At 64.3% G+C, this 18,191-nt stretch carries 15 protein-coding genes; 3 read left to right on the forward strand and 12 right to left on the reverse strand.

What is annotated here, in order from left to right; translation table 11 throughout:
* Positions 1–11: 11 nt before the first annotated feature.
* From OVY48_RS22765 to OVY48_RS22785, 5 genes are read right to left on the reverse strand one after another with little or no spacing between them, the layout of a single operon-like run.
* Positions 12–1,019, reverse strand: coding sequence for an NADP-dependent oxidoreductase (locus OVY48_RS22765; RefSeq protein WP_313924572.1), 1,008 nt, complete (start codon positions 1,017–1,019; stop codon positions 12–14).
* 2 nt (positions 1,020–1,021) lie between these two features.
* The gene (locus OVY48_RS22770; RefSeq protein ID WP_313924573.1) at positions 1,022–2,650 is read right to left on the reverse strand and encodes a GMC family oxidoreductase; all 1,629 of its coding nucleotides are present in this window, start codon (positions 2,648–2,650) and stop codon (positions 1,022–1,024) included.
* 24 nt (positions 2,651–2,674) lie between these two features.
* Complete coding sequence (locus OVY48_RS22775; RefSeq protein ID WP_313924574.1) at positions 2,675–3,838, reverse strand: acyl-CoA dehydrogenase family protein; 1,164 nt, start codon at positions 3,836–3,838, stop codon at positions 2,675–2,677.
* Between the two features lie 18 nt (positions 3,839–3,856).
* Positions 3,857–4,384: a VOC family protein gene (locus OVY48_RS22780; protein ID WP_313924884.1), complete on the reverse strand. Its 528-nt coding sequence runs from the start codon at positions 4,382–4,384 to the stop codon at positions 3,857–3,859.
* Positions 4,384–5,454, reverse strand: a complete 1,071-nt coding sequence (locus OVY48_RS22785; RefSeq protein WP_313924575.1) for a phosphotransferase — start codon at positions 5,452–5,454, stop codon at positions 4,384–4,386. Before OVY48_RS22785 ends, OVY48_RS22780 begins: the two co-directional genes overlap by 1 nt.
* A gap of 212 nt (positions 5,455–5,666) precedes the next feature.
* Between OVY48_RS22785 and OVY48_RS22790 the strand changes: the two genes are divergently transcribed.
* Positions 5,667–7,943, forward strand: coding sequence for a TonB-dependent receptor (locus OVY48_RS22790; protein WP_313924576.1), 2,277 nt, complete (start codon positions 5,667–5,669; stop codon positions 7,941–7,943).
* Positions 7,944–8,079: 136 nt separating this feature from the next.
* On the opposite strand, the gene OVY48_RS22795 is transcribed toward OVY48_RS22790, so the two are convergent.
* Entirely contained in the window at positions 8,080–9,498 is a 1,419-nt protein-coding gene (locus tag OVY48_RS22795) for an aromatic ring-hydroxylating dioxygenase subunit alpha (protein WP_313924577.1), read from the reverse strand.
* Positions 9,499–9,588: 90 nt separating this feature from the next.
* Positions 9,589–10,356: an SDR family NAD(P)-dependent oxidoreductase gene (locus OVY48_RS22800; RefSeq protein WP_409593608.1), complete on the reverse strand. Its 768-nt coding sequence runs from the start codon at positions 10,354–10,356 to the stop codon at positions 9,589–9,591.
* 145 nt (positions 10,357–10,501) lie between these two features.
* Here OVY48_RS22800 and OVY48_RS22805 point away from each other — a divergent pair, with 145 nt between their 5' ends.
* The gene (locus tag OVY48_RS22805; protein ID WP_313924578.1) at positions 10,502–11,728 is read left to right on the forward strand and encodes an aromatic ring-hydroxylating oxygenase subunit alpha; all 1,227 of its coding nucleotides are present in this window, start codon (positions 10,502–10,504) and stop codon (positions 11,726–11,728) included.
* Between the two features lie 149 nt (positions 11,729–11,877).
* On the opposite strand, the gene OVY48_RS22810 is transcribed toward OVY48_RS22805, so the two are convergent.
* From OVY48_RS22810 to OVY48_RS22825, 4 genes are all read right to left on the reverse strand, one after another.
* The gene (locus OVY48_RS22810; RefSeq protein ID WP_313924579.1) at positions 11,878–12,909 is read right to left on the reverse strand and encodes an NADP-dependent oxidoreductase; all 1,032 of its coding nucleotides are present in this window, start codon (positions 12,907–12,909) and stop codon (positions 11,878–11,880) included.
* Between the two features lie 341 nt (positions 12,910–13,250).
* Positions 13,251–14,588, reverse strand: a complete 1,338-nt coding sequence (locus OVY48_RS22815) for a tetratricopeptide repeat protein (protein WP_313924580.1) — start codon at positions 14,586–14,588, stop codon at positions 13,251–13,253.
* A 15-nt stretch (positions 14,589–14,603) separates the two neighbouring features.
* Positions 14,604–15,125: a hypothetical protein gene (locus OVY48_RS22820; RefSeq protein ID WP_313924581.1), complete on the reverse strand. Its 522-nt coding sequence runs from the start codon at positions 15,123–15,125 to the stop codon at positions 14,604–14,606.
* A 14-nt stretch (positions 15,126–15,139) separates the two neighbouring features.
* A complete protein-coding gene (locus tag OVY48_RS22825; RefSeq protein ID WP_096063526.1) occupies positions 15,140–15,859 on the reverse strand; it encodes a ParA family protein in 720 nt (239 codons plus the stop codon).
* Between the two features lie 202 nt (positions 15,860–16,061).
* On the opposite strand from OVY48_RS22825, the gene OVY48_RS22830 reads away from it, so the two are divergent.
* The gene (locus tag OVY48_RS22830) at positions 16,062–17,084 is read left to right on the forward strand and encodes an SPOR domain-containing protein (protein WP_313924582.1); all 1,023 of its coding nucleotides are present in this window, start codon (positions 16,062–16,064) and stop codon (positions 17,082–17,084) included.
* Positions 17,085–17,229: 145 nt separating this feature from the next.
* On the opposite strand, the gene gcvA is transcribed toward OVY48_RS22830, so the two are convergent.
* Positions 17,230–18,123, reverse strand: a complete 894-nt coding sequence (gene gcvA, locus OVY48_RS22835) for a transcriptional regulator GcvA (RefSeq protein WP_313924583.1) — start codon at positions 18,121–18,123, stop codon at positions 17,230–17,232.
* Positions 18,124–18,191: the final 68 nt, after the last annotated feature.

Genomic DNA, 18,191 nt, shown 5'->3' on the forward strand with positions numbered 1-18,191 from the left:
GGCTCCCCCCCTCACACCCGCAAAATCTGCTTCCCCCGGTTCGCGCCCGTGAACAGCCGCGCCAACGCCGCCGGGGCCGCTTCGAACCCCTGCTGCTCATCGACCTGCCATCGCAGCCGCCCCGCCAGCACCAGCGCCGCCAGCCGGTCGCGCATCGCGCCCCAGCGTGGCTGTTCGTCCAAAATGATGAACCCCTCCATCCGCGCCCGCCGCAGGATCAGGTTGAAATAATTGCCTGGCCCGGCAATCTCGCCGCCCTGTTCATAACGGCTGATCCCGCCGCACAGCACCACCCGCGCGCCGATCGCGAGTCGGCCCAGCATCGCGTCCAGCACCACGCCGCCGACATTGTCATAGACGATGTCGCACCCCTTGGGGGCCAGCGCCTTGAGCTGCGCCGCGACCTTACCCTCACGATAGTCGATCGCCGCGTCGAACCCGGCCTCCTGCGTCAGCCAGGCGCATTTTTCCGCCCCGCCCGCAATGCCGATGACATGGCAGCCCGCGACCTTGGCCAATTGCCCTGCGACCGATCCGGTCGCCCCGGCGGCGCCCGACACCACCACGACATCGCCCGCCACCGGGCGGCCGATCGCGTGAAAACCGTGCCAGGCGGTCAAGCCCGGTATCCCCAGCACCCCCAGCATCGCATGGGGCGGCAGGTCGGGGTGGCAGACATCGAAGCCCTCGCCATCGCTCACCAGATATTCGGTCCAACCGGTCATGCCCGCAACCATCGTGCCGACCGGCCAGCGGCCATCCCGGCTCTCGACCACCTCGGCGACACCCATGCCGCGCATCACATCGCCCAGCTCGATCGGCGCGACATAGCCGCCGAAATTCTCCATCCACCCCTTTTGCGCGGGCTCGAAACCCAGCCAGCGCACCGCCAGCAGCATCTCGCCCGCGTCCGCTACCGGCATCGGCACCTGCCCCAAGCGAAAGTCGCCATCGGCCAGCGCGCGCCCGATCGGCCTGTCCGCCAATTGCCATTGCCGCATCATCGATTTCCGCTCCATCGTCACGCCTTACCCAAGATGATCTGCGCCGCCCGCCAGCCCAGCGCCATGGCAGGCGCATTGGTATTGCCGCTAATGAGACGCGGCATCACCGAACAATCGGCAACGCGCAGCCTCTCTACCCCATGAACCTTCAACGCCGGATCGACCACCGCATCGTCCGCCGTACCCATCCGGCATGTCCCCACGCCATGCAATCCACTGGTCGACAGCGACCGGAAACTCTCCAGCAGCGCCGCATCCTCCTGCACCGCCGCGCCGGGAATCAGCTCCTCGCCGACATCGCTCGCCAGCACCGCTTGCCCCACATAAGCGCGCATCAGCCGGATCGCCGCAATCGCCGAACCTTTGTCCGCTTCGCTGTCCAGCCAGTTGGGCGTGATCGCCACGCCATCCGCCGGCTCGCGCCCCCGCGCCTGCACTTCCCCCTCGCTGCTCTGTCGCAGCAGGCTGCCCGATACGGTCAGGCCGGGCCGCTTGTCGATATTGCCGAGCGGTACGGCATCGTTCGCATCGCCCAGCGCGAACATATAGCCGCTCAAGTAGAGTTGCAGATCGGTGCGCGGTCCGGTGACGCCGGTGGACAGGAACGCCCCCACCTCGAACGGCCCGGTCGCCATCGGCCCGTCCCGCCGCAGATAATAGCGCGCGACCGACGCCAGCAGCCCCAACCCCTGATAGTGCCCCTGAATGCCGCTGTTCCGCCGCAAGCGGAACGGCATGGAGTAGGACAGATGCTCCAGCATATGCCGCCCGACATGGCGATTATGATGCCGTACCGCGATCCCGCTGGCGGCCAGCGCATCGCCATCGCCGATTCCCGACCGCTGGAGGATCTGCGGGCTTTCGATCGTCCCGGCGCAGACGATCACCTCGCCATCGCAATCCACGCTGAACGGCCCGCGTTCGCCATGGAGCAGTTCGACCCCGACCGCCCGGCCATTGGACAGCCGCACATGGCGCAGCAGCGTGTCGGTCATCACCGTGAAATTGGCGCGTTGCATCGCCGGACGCAGAAACACCTTGGCCCCGCTTTCGCGACGTCCCTTGCGGATATTATGGCAATAATAGCCGACCCGCCCGCCCACCACGCTGTTGAGGTCATCGGTGCGCGGCAGGCCCATCTGCTCGCCCGCCGCGATCAGCCGCTCGGCCAGCGGATAGCGATAGGTGCGCGGCGTCACATGCACCGGGCCACCTTCGCCCCGCAGCGCGCTGCCGCCCAGCCCATGATCCTCGATGGCGCGAAAGGCCGCGATCATCGATCCGGCATTCCACCCGGTCGCGCCCGCCGCTTCCCAATCGTCATAATCCTGCGGCTCGCCACGGCTCCAAATCATGCCGTTGATCGCCGACGATCCGCCCAGCCCCTTGCCCCTGATCCACATCTCCTGCGGCGGTTCGTCCGGGCGGCGCGGCTGGGCGACCGGATAGGCCCAGATATGCGCCGGGTTGGACACCAGCTTGGCAATCCCCTTTGGCATGGCGATGAGCGGCGACCGATCCGGCCCGCCCGCCTCCACCAGCAGCACCCGGTTGCGGGGATCGGCGGACAGTCGCTCAGCCAGCACGCACCCGGTCGATCCCGCGCCGATTATGATATAGTCGAACCGTTCGGGCAGGTCGGCCATGCGTCGCTCCTCTGCGCTGTGGGTTCAGGCCTTGTCGCGATGATCGCGCTTGATCTTCTTGGCCAGGCTCCATTTATGGACTTCGGTCGGCCCGTCATAAATGCGGAAGGCGCGGACCTCGCGGAATATCTGCTCGACGATCGTGTCACCGGTGACGCCCGTCCCGCCCATCACCTGCACGCATTTGTCGGCGATCCGCATCAACGCCTCGGACACCGCGACCTTCGCCATCGAGCTTTCCACGGTGCCGAGCGATCCGCCGTCCAGCACGCTGGCGCACCAATCGATCATCAATTCGCTTTGCTGAATGTCGATCAGATTTTCCGCCAGCATGAAGCCGACGCCCTCATGATCGACCAACGGCTTGCCAAACGCCATCCGGCGGCAGGCATAGTCCGCCGCAATCTCCTGCGCGCGGATGCAACCGCCCAGCCAGCGCATGCAGTGCGACAGCCGCGCGGGCGACAGGCGGATCTGCGCATATTTGAACCCCTCGCCGCTCTGCCCCAACATCTGGTCGGCGGGCACACGCAGATTGTCGATCGTCACGATCGCATGGCCACCGGGCATCGAACTGTCGATCGTGTCCAGCACCCGTTCGATGCGGATCGCGGGATCGGGCAGGTCCACCAGGAACATGCAGGCCCCGTCATCGGACTTGGCCATGACGATCCCGACCATCGCCCCCTGCGCCCCGGTGATGAACGCCTTGCGCCCGTTGATCACCCAATGATTGCCATCGCGCATGCAGGTCGTCTGCATCATCGACGGGTCCGACCCCGCCCCGCCATCGGCCGCCGGTTCGGTCATGAAGAAGGCGGAACGACCACGCCCGTCCAGCAAGGGGGCAAGGAAATGCGCCTTTTGCTCCGCCGTGCCGACCTTGCCCAGCAGATACATATTGCCCTCGTCCGGGGCCATGGTGTTGCAGGCCAGCGGCCCCAAGGGCGAGAGGCCCGACTTGATCAACACGGTCGCCGTCTCGCGCTGGGTCAGGTGCGAACCATCGGGCAGGACATGGGGCGTCAGCACGCCCGCCGCCCGCGCCTTCTCGCGCAATTCCATCACCAACTCGTCGCTCGGCCCATGAAAGCCGCAGCGTGGATCGCCTTCATAGGGCACGACGACGGTACGGACGAATGCCTCGACCCGATCGGCTATTTCCTGCGCGCGCGGCGTACTGAACATGGTTTCTATCCTCTTGGATCAGTTGAACTGGATCGGGCGCAGCGGGTCGGTCCCGTCGAAATCCTGCGCGGCCCGCGCCACCATGGCGTAAAAATCGGTCAGCTGCGGCACCGGCGCATAGAGTTCGGTCATATGCCCCTGCACCGCGACCGTATCGACAAAGGCGAAGACGAAACCGTCATTCATCTCCGCGCGGCAGGCGAGGTCATGGCCCGCCGCCGCGAAGTCCTTGATCGCTACATCCACATCATCGACGAACAGCGCGACATGGTGCAGCCCCTGCGCCCCGGGCTGCGCGAACATGTCGCGAAAGGCGGATGGCCCTTCCCCATTTTGCTGCACGAATTCGATCATGATATCGCCCCACTGGCCATAGGCGGAGCTATGGTCGAGCGGCCGCTCCATCCCGCGATGGACGCAGCGCCGCAGCGGGATATGATCGGCAATGAAATAGGGGCCGGACCCATGGAGCCGATGATGCGCCAATGCGGCAAGGCGCACGTCCGGCACGAAATAGGCCAATTGCCGGATCGCCAGCCGGTTCATCAACGGCCTTGTCCCTGGGCCGTTCGCCGCCCGATCGCCGCCAGTTCGGGCAGCGTATCGACCAGTGACTGCGCTTCGGGCGAGGATGCCGTGCCCCGCGTCATCCGCCCCTTGATGCCATGGATGATCGCCGCGAACCGAAACATGTTGAAAGCGAGGTAGAAGGGCAGATTGTCGATCCCGTCCCGCCCGGTCCGCGCGCAATAGGCCGCAACATAGTCCGCCTGCGACGGAATGTTCAGCGCACCAAGGTCCGCGCCCTTGAATCCGCCGATGATGTGCGGCGGGAGGTGGTACATCATCAGATGATAGGTGAAATCCGCCAGCGGATGGCCGAGCGTCGATAGCTCCCAATCCAGCACCGCCAGGATGCGCGGCTCGGTGGGATGCCAGATCATATTGTCGGCGCGGAAATCGCCATGGACGATGGTCGTCTCGTCACCGGCGGGAATCTGCCCCGGCAACCAGTCGGCCAGCCAGTCCATATCCTCGTTCCGCCCCGCCGCTTCATCCTCGCGATATTGCCGCGACCAGCGCGCGATCTGCCGCGCGAAATAGCTGCCCGGCTTGCCATAGTCGCCAAGGCCGATCGCCTGAGGATCGATCCCGTGCAACTGCGCGATCGCTGCGTTCATCGCGTCGAAATAGGCGGGCCGTTCCTGCAGCGACAGCGCAGGCAGGGTCGAATCCCAGAAGATGCGCCCCTCCACCATGTCCATGACATAGAAGGGCGTGCCGATGACCCCGGCATCCTCGCACAGGCCATGGACCGGGGCGACCGGGAAGCCCGCCTGCCCCAGCGCCGCCAGCACCCGATATTCCCGCTCCACCGCATGGGCACCAGGCAATAGCGTGCCGGGGGGCTTGCGCCGCAGCACATAGGCGCGGGTCGGCGTCACCAGTCGATAGGTCGGGTTGGACTGGCCGCCCTTAAATTGTTCGACCGACAGCGGCCCGGCATAGCCAGCGACATGGGTCTGCATCCACGCATCGAGCGCGGCGACGTCGAACCCATGGCCCGCACGCACCGCGCCAGTCCCTCCGAATCGCTCCTGCCGGTCCTCGCTCACGGCCTCATCCTCTCCTGCGCTGCCTCTTCCCCGACGCAATGGGGCGTCGGGCCGGGCTTGTCCCCTCTCCTTTGTTTCAGGTGCGCGCCCGACCTCTCTAAAATCGCAGTTAGCAAGACCCAGGAAATAGCGCATCCCGAACGATGAAACGAAGCCGCACCAAGCAGGCCATTCGTCAAGCGCCTTAAAGAACGCACAATAGGGGAGAGTATATGCAAAGGAAGCCTTTGGTCCGTCCAGTCATGCTGGCATTGGGCAGCACGCTGCTATGGGCCATGCCCGCCATGGCGCAGGATCAGACCGCGCAGCCCCAGGCCGATGCCCAGGCGATCGATCCCAACGCCATCATCGTCACCGCGCGCCGCCGCGAAGAAAGTCTGCAGGACACGCCGGTCGCGATCACCGCGGTCAACGCCGCCATGCTGGAAAACAAGGCGGCGGTGAATATCGGCGACCTGACCGGCGGCGTCCCCAACCTGCTGATCACCAACCAGAATGCGGGCGCGGCCGCCGCGAACCTCGCCATCCGTGGCCTGACCTATGCCGACGTCGAAAAGTCACAGGAGCCGACCGTCGGCGTCGTTGTCGATGGCGTGTTCATCGGTACCAGCACCGGGCAATTCTTCGACTTTTTCGACATCGAGCAGATCGAAGTGCTGCGCGGCCCGCAAGGCACATTGTTCGGCCGCAACACGATCGGCGGCGTCATCAACATCCGTCGCACCCGCCCGACCGGCGAGTTTGGTGGCAAGATGGAAGTCTCCTACGGCAAGTTCAACACGCTGGCGACCCGCGCGGTCGTCAACGCGCCCTTGTCGAGCGATGGCAGCATCGGCGCCAAGCTCTTCTACTTCCACAATGAAACCGACGGCTGGTATCGCCAGGGGCAGACCGGCGAACGCCGCGGTTTCGGCAATAACGAGAATTTCGGCGGCTCGATCCTGTTCGCGCCGAAGGACAGCGGTTTCGACGCTCTCTTCACGCTGGAAAAGCAGGTCCAGAAATCCGACCCGGTCGTTTCCAACCTGACCCAAACCGGCGAAGTCTTTTGCGGCCTGATCCCGGCCAATGAATGCAACCGCAACAACACGACCGACCTGTACACCGTGTTCGGCTTGCCCAACGAAACCAACTATTCCGCGCCCGCCGCGACGCTGGAAATGAATTATGATGCGGGCGACGTCAAACTCACCTCCGTCACTGGCTGGCGCGATTCGCGCGAGAACCAGACGCAGGATTTCGACGGTTCCTCGACCGACCTCTATTATGTCCGGCGCTTGCAAAATTATGAGCAGTGGAGCCAGGAATTGCGCGCCGCTGGCAAGTTCAGCGACAGTTTCGACTATGTCGTAGGGCTGTTCTATTTCAGCTCCGAATATCGCTTGACCCAGTATAGCCGCGTCTTCGGCTTCGCCCCGACTGTCCCTCCTGAAATCTTCGACACCAACCCCCAGGTCGTGAACGGCAAGACCAAGTCCGTCGCCGTCTTCGGCGATTTCAACTGGGCCTTTGCCGACCAATGGCGCCTGTCCTTCGGCGGTCGCTTCACCCGCGACAAAAAGTCGCTCGACAATAGTTTCGGCGGCATCGAAATCGGCCGTGGCACCGACACGTTCAAGAAATTCACGCCCAAGGTCGGCGTCGATTTCCGCCCGAACGACGATGTCATGCTTTATGGTAGCTGGTCGCAAGGCTACCGGTCGGGCGGCTTCTCGCCCCGCGCGGGCACGGCCGCCAGCGCCGGCATCGCCTATCAGCCCGAAGTGGTCGACAGCTTCGAAGTCGGCGGCAAGTTCGACCTGTTCGATCGCAAGCTGCAATTCAACGTCGCGGCCTTCTATTCCAGCTACAAGGATCTGCACCAGAACAACACGCTCAATTGCCCGAGCTGCGCCACCGGAAACGAGACGATCACCTCGAACGTCGGCTCGGCCAAGATCAAGGGTCTGGAGTTCGACTTCACCGCCCGTCCGACGTCGCAACTGACGATCACCGGTTCGATGGGCCTGCTCGATTCCAAGTTCAAGGGCTTCATCGTCGGCGGTATCTCGCCCGTGTCGGGCGCGGTCGTGCCCTATGATTATTCGCGCAACGACCTCATCTATAATCCGAACATGACCGCGTCGTTGGCGGCCGACTACACGATGCCCACCAGCTTTGGCGAAATCATCGCGAATTTGAGCTATCGCTATATCGGCCGCTATGATCAGCAAATCTCATTGGGGCCAATCTCCGGCGACCTGACCAACGGGCCGATCATCGTCAACGGCAACGATCCGCGCGTGCGGACCGACAAGCAGGGACTGGTGGATGCCAGCGTGACCACCAAGTTCGAACTGGGCGGCACCGAAGCGCGCCTGACCCTGTTCGGCCGCAACCTCGCCAATGATCGTGGTCCGACCCACGGCTTCACCGTCGGCGGCCTGTGGTCCTTCGGCACGGCGCGCGAACCGCGCACCTATGGCGCGACACTGGGCGTCAAATTCTGATCGCCGAAACAGCCTGAAAAGCCAAAGGCCGGGGCGCAATCCCCGGCCTTTCTTTTTGGCAGCCTCTCGCCTTCAGGCACAAAAAAAGGGCGTCGGAGCCATAGCCCCGACGCTCCATCATCCGATCAATCGGGCGTTACAGATCGCCGTTGATATATTTCATGATCGTATTCTGGAACTGACGGATCTGGATTTCCTGATAATTGGCAAGTTGCACCTTGTTGTTAAGCGAGGCCTTCAGGCCCGTCTGCACATGGGGCAGATTTTCCATATCCTGCTCGAACACGTCGCCCAAAATGCCCAGTTCGGGTGCTTCGGTCCATTTCTGGTCGACCGACAGGAATTTCATCGGCGGCGCCTTGGGATGCGCCTGCCCCGGCGGAACGCGGGTCAGGACGCGCACTTCCATCAGGCAATGGTCGACATCGTGCCAGGGCCGCCAGCGATAGACGATATTGGGCTGGAACCCGGCCCAGGGGCTGAAATTAGGAAAGACGTTGTACAGCAGCGCATCCATCATCTCCGCATCGGACGCGAAGCTGACATCATGGCCGAACATGGCGGTGGTGGTATCGCGCAGCGAAGCGCCCAGCGCCGCCCGCGCCGAAACGCCCTCTGGCACCTTGACATTATAACCGCCCGCCGCGGCTTCCTTGTCTTCATAATTGTCGGACGACCGGCCATTATATTTGACGAACTCGTCAACGATCCACTGTTCCGCCTTGTCGGTCGGATCGACATGGGGCGACATGGTGCCGAACGGCGTCACCGTCAGGTTCACATAGTCGCCATAGATATTATACATCGAATTGGCGTCGCCGGTGAACGGCAGCAATTGCGGATGGGTGACGACGGTGTGCCAGCTTTCCATGAAAGCCTCCATCACCACCTTCCAGTTGGCGGGCACCACCTTGCCCACCCACATGGCCGTCGCGCATTCCTCCTGCCGCCAGCGCTTGAAATGCTCCGGCATGGGCGCGAGAAACGCGTCGAGGGTCGGCCCGTCCGCCGCTTCGCGAATGAAGATATAGCCCGCCCAGCGCCCGACGCTGATTTCCGGCAGGGACATCTCCTCATCTTTCAGGTGCGAGAAGTCCCAGCGGCACGGAATCTGCTTGATCGACCCGTCATTATTCCAGGTGAAGCCATGGAACGGGCATTGCAGTTCGGCTGACCAGCCATCGCCGGTCTTGAGCTTGCGCCCGCGATGCAGGCAGACATTGGCAAAGGCCCGAACCGAACCATCTTCCTGCCGGATCAGCAGGAAGGATTTGCCGACATTCTCATAGACGACATGGTCGCCCGGCTCCGGCAATTCCTCCTCGCGCGCCGCGAACTGCCAGGTGCGCGGCCACATCTTCTGCTTTTCCAGCTCGAAAAATTCAGGGCTGGTATAGCGGCTCGCCGGAATCGGGTCCGACCCCAGATTTTCATATTCGTCCGTGTAGAGAAATTCCGGCACCGGATTGGTGTCCGCCAGCATCAGGTCGCGGACACTCGTGCCGGGGCAACGCGGCAGCGGTGCGCCTTTGATCCGGGGATCGCTTTCAGCCATCACTCTCTCTCCTAAATTCTCGCCTGCCCGGCTGCGCCGCAAATGCGGCGCGCCGAATCCTTGGTCGCTTGTTCAAACATAGCGACGCGATCACTGCGCGACCATCCCCCCGTCGACGACAAATTCGCATCCGGTGATGTAGCGCGCATCGTCCGACGCCAGGAAGGCGACCATCGACCCGATGTCGGCGGGTTCGCCCATGCGACCCATCGGGATGGTCGCGACGATCTGGTCGAATATCTCCTTGTTATCGGCGATCGCCACCTGCTGCATGTCGGTCCAGATCATGCCGGGATGCACCGTGTTCACACGGATATTGTCGCGCGCGGTTTCCAGCGCGACCGACTTGGAAAACAGCCGCACGCCGCCTTTACTCGCTGCATAGGCAGCGGTGCCCTGCACGCCCACTAGCCCCGCGATCGAAGACAGGTTGACGATCGACCCGCCATGCCCCTGCGCCCGCATTTGGTCGACGGCGACCTTGGTGCCCAGATACACGCTGTCGAGATTGACCGAAATCTGCTTGTGCCAGTCCGCCGACGTCATCTCGCTCATCGGCCGCAACACGGCGATGCCGGCATTATTGACCAATATGTCGATCTTGCCAAAGGCAGCGATCACCGCCTCGATCACCGTGGTCCAGACCGCTTCGTCGGTCACGTCCTGCGCCATCGCCTGCGCGGCAAAGCCCTGCGCCCGCAATTCCGCGGCCCGCGCATCGACCGCCGCGCCATCCAGGTCGGTCAGAAACAGGCTCGCACCCTGGCCCGCCATCTTGAGCGCGGCTGCAAAGCCCAAGCCATTGGCGGATGCCGCCCCGGTCACTAATGCCACTTTGCCGTTGAGGTCGATCATCATGCGCCAGCTATCCTCTTGTCGAACTGTTTGGGGCGCAGACTGGCCATTATGGCGCACCGTGCAACTAGCGCTAGTCAGAGTCCCCGCCGCGCCGGGCCGCCCTACCTATCACCTTACCGAGTTCCGGCAGGACGCCGCACGCGCTATGCTGCACGCCAAAGCCAATCGGCTATGCCATGAGAGAGGGTTTGCAATGGGCTATCATGACGTCATCGGCGAGGAAGCCGAAAAGATGCTCGAATATGTCGAGACGGGCACCACCCACAGCGCCGCCGACACGATGGAAGTGCCCGCCACCGCCTATACCGACCCCGCCTATTTCGCGCGGGAGAAGGCGGAAATCTTCATGAAGCTACCTTTGCTCGCCGCATTGACCGCCGAAATGCCCAATCCGGGCGATTACAAGGCGATGGAATTGCTCGGCAAACCCGTCCTCATCACGCGCAAGAGCGACGGCACGGTCGCGGCGATGCTGAACGTCTGCACCCATCGCGGCATGATCCTCAAGCCCGAAGGCCATGGCAATGCCAAGCGCTTTTCCTGTCCCTATCATGCCTGGACCTACAGCAATGACGGCAAGCTGATCGGCGTTGCCGAACCGCAGAAGTTCGGCCCCATCTGCAAGGAGGAACGCAACCTCACCGCCCTGCCCGTCGCCGAAGCGGGCGGGATCATCTGGATCTGTCTGACGCCGGGGCTGGAATTCGACATCGCCGCGCATCTGGGCGGCATGCTTGATGACCTCAATGCCTATGGCCTGGGCGATTGGCATTATTGCGGGTCACGCCGCATCTATGGCCCCAATTGGAAGATCGCCTATGACGGCTATCTGGAGGGCTATCATTTCGCCGCCGCGCACCCCACCACCATCCATCCGCGCACCTTCAGCAACATCATGCACTTCACAGCCTTTGGCCCGCATATGCGCGTGGGCTATCCGCAGGTGCGGATCAAGGAAGCGCTGGGCGCGATCCCGCGCGCCGATTGGGGCGAGCATGAGAATGAAGGCTATGACTTCGTCCGCACCATCTTCCCCAACATCTCCATCTTCTTCGCGCCCGAAATCACCCAGGTCGCCCAGCTCATCCCCGGCGACACCCCCGGCAGCAATATCACCAACCTGATGTTCATCCGCCGTGAACCGCCCAAGGACGAAGCGGACGCCGCCGCGATCGAAGGCATGATGGACTGGCTGCGCGACGTCGTGAATGACGAGGATTATGGCGTCGGCCTGCAAGTGCAGAAGGGCTTGGAATCGGGCGCGATAAAATCGGTCATCTTCGGCCGCAACGAGCGCGGCAACCAATATTTCCACAATTATGTCGACTATCTCCAGCGCGCCGACCCGAATGAGACACCACCGGAATTGTAAGGAATATACGAAGGCATCTGACGATGCCCTCATCCCCGTTCGCCCTGAGCTTGTCGAAGGGCCCTTCTTCTTGAAGAGAAGTGGAGGGCTTCGACAAGCTCAGCCCGAACGGAATTAAGGTCAGGCCGAACGGGCCTTGTGCCCCCAACCTACAGCGTCGTCACGCCCTCATTCAGCCGCACCACCGTCTTGCCCGTGGTCACGCCCGACATCAGGTTGATGAAAGCACTCGGCGCATTTTCGATGCCCGTGGTCACATTCTCTTGCGCGATCAGCGCGCCCGACCGAATCCATTCGCCCAATTGCGCCTCGGCCTCCTCCAGCATGTCGAGATGTTCATAGGCCAGGAACCCGCGCATCGTCACCCGGTTGACCAGCACCTGCCACAGGTTGCGGATCGGATAGGGTTCTTCATGATTATTATAATTCGCCATCATGCCGCAGGTCACGATCCGCCCGAAGGCCGCCATGTTGGGCAGCATCGTATCGAGGATCAGCCCGCCGACATTGTCGAAATAGACATTCGCCCCGTCGGGACAAGCCGCCTTGATCGCGGCATCCAGGTCCGGCTCGGCGCGATAGTCGATCGCCGCGTCGATGCCGAACGTGCCGGTAACCAGTTCCGCCTTGTCCTTCGATCCGACGATGCCGACCGATCGGCAGCCCGACAGCTTGGCGACCTGGCACCCCACGCTGCCGACCGCGCCTGCCGCCGCGCTCATGACGACGGTATCGCCCGCCTGCATCTCGCCGATCCGCTTCAACCCGACATAGGCGGTAATGCCCGACCAGCCGAGCGCGCCCATATAGGCGGTCAGCGGCACGCTGGGGTCGACATGGACATTTTCGATCGCGAAATTGCCGGGGTTCAGGATCGAATATTCCTCCCACCCGACAAAACCCCGGCCATAATCGCCTTCCTTGAAGCCCGGATTGCGCGACTGGATCACCCGGCCCAGCACCATGGTCGGAATGATCCCGCCGATCGGCGTCGCGGGCAGATAGCTGTCGTCGCGATCGTCCAACATCCCGCGCACCGCCGGATCGATGGCAAACACCTCGTTCTGGATCAGGATTTCGCCCTCTTCCAATGCGCGCACCTGCCCTTCGACAAGGCGAAAATTCTCCAGCACGGGCACGCCATGCGGGCGCGAGGCAAGGACGATCTGGCGGTTCAACAAGGCAGTTCTCCAGCTTGGGCGCGCGTTGGGCGCGTCTTTGATCCGGCTATGCCCTGCCCCACCCCCCACGCGACACTGGCGAAATGCACAGCTGCCCTGCGGCAAAATCCTCCCCTGGAAGGGGAGGTGGCTGGCCGCAGGCCAGACGGAGGGGTGTCGCCCCATCGATAGGGTGACACCCCTCCACCGGCTTTGCCGGTCCCCCTCCCCTTACAGGGAGGATTTTGACGTGTGCGACGCCTACACGCTGCTCAAATTGCAAACCCGATCCTTAAAAGAAAGCGCGCGAAGCCGGGTGGCTCCGCGCGCTCCAGGAAGTCGCGCTATGGGAGAGGGGGAGATCAGCGCGAAGCGTATTGACGACCCTTGCTGGCGACGGCCCAGCGTTGTGGTGTCGCACCCGGCGCAGCTTCGCGCACGAAGCACTGGCCGCGGCGCGACTGCACGATGCGGCAGGCGCTCATGGCGTCGGCGCGGTTGGCAAAGCCGCTGATCGCGAGGCGATGGAAGGTCTTGCCCTTGACGGTCGCCTGGCTGGTCAGCACGGGGAAGGCCGACAACATCATATTGCCGCCCGCCATCTGCATCCATTTTTCCTTGGCGATGCCCGCGCTGTCATAAGCGCCGAGCTGCACCACCCAATTGCTCGCGCCATTGGCGACCGGCTTGATGAAGGCGACCTGCTGCATCCGCGCGGCAGGGGCGGCGGCGGGCTGCGCCTTGGCGCGGGACTTGGGCGCGATCCGCTTGCCCGACCGATCCTCGATAATGAAGTCGCGGACAGCGACCCGTACAGGCTTGGGGCTGGCTTTGATGACCGGAGCCGTCTCGACCACGGGCGCGGGCGCAGCCTCGGCGACCTGCACGGGGGCCTGCGTCTCGACGACCGGCATCGGATCGGCCTGCGCCATCTCCACTGGCGCAGCCGCAGCGGATGGTACCGATAATGCCAGCGCCACCGGTTGCCCCATATCATTGGGATCGATCGTGACGCCCATCAGCGCCGCGACGCGCATCGGCGCCAGCGAAGGCTCCGCAATCTGCGCCCAGTCGGAAATGCGCTTGTTCGCGGCCAGCGGCTCCATGTCCATACCCGCGACCATGCGTGCATCCTTCCAGCGCCCGGCCAGCGCATAGGCATAGGCCAGGTTCTGCCGCGTGCGCGCCGTCGCCGAGGGATCATGAATCGCTTGCGACAATATCCGCACGCCTTCCTGCGGGTCGCCGGCCATCGCCATGGCCAGGCCATAGTCACCGGCCGGAACCGTAGAGGCGTTCGTTACCAACAGGTTGCGTGCGGCGTCCGACCGCCCCTGCGCCACCTGCACCAGCGCCAGGCTGACGATCGTGCCGACATCGCCATTGCCCAGCGTCATCGCATCGCTCAGTGCCGCTTGCGCCGAGGCAAAGCGCCCGGCCTGCACATAGGCGCGGCCCAGCAGCTGGCGATAGGCACCATTGTCGGGCGCGAGCTGCACGGCGGCTTCGGCGGCGGCAACCGCCTTGGTCGCGTCGCGTGATGCCAGCGCCTTTTCCGCGATGGCCGCCTGCTTGGCGGGATCGCCCTTGGGCTGCCCGACCGAAGCCGACGGACGGAATGCCGCCCCGGTACAGCCCACCATCGTCGTGGCGACGAGCAGCGATGCGATCGCCGCCTTGCCGAATGTCGTGCGCTTCATATGCCTACCCACCTTCTATGCCGTGTCGCCGCGCATCTGCGGCAGCTGCTGAGTCAGCCGGTCGATTTCCGGCAACGTGTCGATGAAGTCATCGAGCGCCTGCGTAACAATCTGTTGCGCCGACCGTCCTGTGACGGCGCAGGCAAGGCGCAGTTTCAAATGGCGTTCAGCCTCCAGCCGCAGCGTGAAGGCAGCCTTGCGACCCGGTGCCGGTGTCGGCGCAGGCACGGCCTTCTTGCGTGGCGCAGGTGCGGCCTTGATCCGCTCGGCTAGTTCTTCGCGCGCCAGCACGACCGGCGGCACAGCCACGGGCGTCGTCATCGGCGTCAGGCCGATCGCGACCGGCGGCTCTTCGACCGGGCTCGGCACCGGCTCCACATCGAAGCCCATGTCGTTCCAGCCCAGATCATCCTGCGGCACCGCATTGCCGACGGCGCGGCCAAAGCCCATCATCGGCCGGCGCATCGCGGGTTGCGCGGCACCCTTGCGCGCGAGCAGGCCCGACGTCAGCGAGGCGAGCGGTTTGGGTTCGGCCATGACGCCTGCCTCCCTTACTGGCCGATCACGCGGCGACCGAAGCCCCCGCCGGTCGGGCGAGCCGCGACGGTGCCGACGCTGCCCTGGGGCACGGAAAAGACCGTGCGGCGGAAATTCTTTTCCAGCCGGTCCGAGACATAGGACCATAGCTGAACCACTTCGGCGGCGGAGCGCCCCTTAGGGTCGACCTCCATCACCGTGCGCCCATCGATCATCGACGCGGCGAAATCGGTGCGGTGATGCAACGTCACCGGCGCGACCGTGCCATGCTGCGACAGGGCGACGGCGGCTTCGGATGTGATGCGCGCCCTGGGCGTCGCGGCATTGACGACGAAGAGCAGCGGCTTGCCCGCCCGCTCGCACAGATCAACGGTCGCGCCCACGGCACGCAGGTCATGCGGGCTGGGGCGGGTCGGCACGACGATCAGTTCGGCGACGGAAATCACGCTCTGGATCGCCATGGTGATGGCGGGCGGCGTGTCGATGACGGCCAGCTTGAAACCCTGTTGCCGCAATGTCTCCAGGTCTGCGGCCAGTCGCGCCACCGTGGTCTGGGCAAAGGCCGGATATTCCGCCTCGCGCTCGTTCCACCAGTCGGCGAGCGAACCCTGCGGATCGATGTCGATCAGCACGACGGGACCGGCGCCTGCCATCTGCGCCTGCACGGCCAGATGACCCGACAAGGTGGTCTTGCCCGATCCGCCTTTCTGCGACGCCAATGCCAAAATCCGCAACGAATATCCCCCCAGAAAATCCAGTTCCGGTCGAGACTGCCACAACTGCACCTAAAAATTGGTTAACCCACGCGCGACTTTGCTTGGGACAAGGGCTGGCCCAGCCAAGTCCCACCCGATCCTGCGCCTTCTTATGCTAACGTGAATTTAACCTTGTTTGCGCATCACCGGCGCAAAGCTGTTCGCGCAGGAGCATGGGACTATGACGTATCTTTGGAAGAGCATGGCGCTGGGGTGCCTGATCGGCTTGGCCGCGCCAGCGATGGCCGACGTCAAAGCGGGCGTCGATGCCTGGCAGCAGGGCGACTATGCCAAGGCGATCGCTGAGTGGCGGCCGCTGGCGCTCGCAGGCGATCCTGATGCGCAATTCAACATGGGCCAGGCCTATAAGCTGGGTCGCGGAGTCCAGCCCGACCTGACGGCCGCGCTCGACTGGTATCGCAAGGCCAGCGCCCAGGGCCATTTGCGCGCCGAGGATAATCTGGGCCTGCTGATGTTCCAGCAGGGCGACCGCGCGAACGCCATGCCCTTCCTCCAGCGCGCGTCGATGCGCGGCGAACCGCGCGCGCAATATATCGTCGGCACGACCCTGTTCAACGGCGACCTGATCGGCAAGGATTGGGTGCGCGCCTATGCACTGATGACCCGCGCATCGGCATCGGGCCTGCCGCAGGCGGCGACCAGCCTGACCGAGATGGACAAGTTCATACCCGAAGATCAGCGCAAGCAAGGCCTGGCACTGGCCGCCAGCCTGGAAAAATCGGAAAAGACGGGTGCGCTCGCCGCAGCGAGTCCTGCCCCGACCAAGCCCGCGCCGATACGGTCCGCCACCTCAGCGGTGCGGACGACGGAACTGCCGCCCTCGACCATCAACCAGCCTGCCCCGGTTGCCACGCCGCCCGCGCCCCGACCTGCACCCAAGCCTGCGCCGCAGGTTGCAGTTGCCAAACCCGCGCCGCGCCCGGCACCCGCCGTCCCCGCCCCCGCCACATCCGGCGGCTGGCGCGTCCAATTGGGCGCGTTCAGCGAAGATGGCCGCGCCCGCGCGCTGTGGAACCAGATGACCGGCAAGGTCAGTGGCCTGTCCGCCTATCAGCCCTATCTGGTCAAGGCCGGCACCGTCACCCGCCTCCAGGCCGGCCCCATCGCCAGCAGCAGCGACGCCACGCGCCTCTGCGCCAAGATCAAGGCCGCCGGTGCGGACTGCATGCCCAAGAAGATGTAAGCCCGTCCGGCATTGGTGGAACCTATAGCTGCTGTTCCCCGGCGAAGGCCGGGGTCCAGTTCCACGCTCTGAACTGGACCCCGGCCTTCGCCGGGGAACAGCATCCATGGATCATCCTCATCGCGCGTTGCTATAACCCCGCGCCTTACCCGACCTGTTCCAGCATCCACGCCCGAAACTGCGCGACGGCGGGGTTGGCCAGTGCATCGGCGGGATAGGCCAGATAATAGGCCCGTTCGCTCGACAAGGGGCGGGCGAAGGGGATGACGAGCGTGCCCGCTTCCAGTTCCGGCTGGATCAGAAAGCTGGGGATCAGCGCTACCCCGGCCCCCGCGGCGGCGGCCTGCGCCAGCATCAGGAAATGTTCGAATGTCGGGCCGGGTTGCAGCGCGTCGGCATCCACCCCCGCCGCCGCGAACCAGCGCGGCCAGGCATCGCGCCGCGAACTTTGGCTGAGCAGCGGCGCATCCAGCAGGTCGGCGGGCGCGCGCAATGGATGCGCTGCCAGCCAGCCCGGCGCGCAGACCGGCACGACATCCTCGCGAAACAGAAAATCCATCACGACGCCGGGCCATTCCTGCGGCAGGCCGAAATGGATCGCGGCGTCGAAATCCTCCTGCGCAAAATCGAACGGCTCGGAGCGTGCCGCGAAATCCACCACCAGTTGCGGATGCCGGGCGCTCAGATGCGGCAGGCGCGGCGCGAGCCAGCGCATCCCGAAACTGGGCAGCGTCGCGATCCGCAAGGCAGATCCCGCCCGCCGCTGCGCCGCCGCGCGGGTCGCGCGCCGGATGGCGTCGAGCGCGGGCGCGAGTTGTACGGCATAAGCGCGCCCGGCCTCATTGAGTTGCACCCGCCGCCCGATCCGGTCGAACAACGGCCGCTGAACCCGCTCCTCCAGCAAAGCGATCTGCCGACTGACCGCGCTCTGGGTCAGGCCGATCTCGTCGCCTGCGCGCGAGAAACTCTCATGCCGCGCCGCCGCCTCGAAACTGGCGAGCGCCGTCATCGGCGGCAGCCATTTGCGCCCCTCACTCATTCCAAAATCGCATCAACTGATGAGGGCTCCCCGTTTGCATCACCCATCCTATCCTGCGATACTGCGCC

The sequence above is a fragment of the Sphingobium sp. SA2 genome (genome assembly GCF_032227065.1).
Taxonomy (GTDB): domain Bacteria; phylum Pseudomonadota; class Alphaproteobacteria; order Sphingomonadales; family Sphingomonadaceae; genus Sphingobium.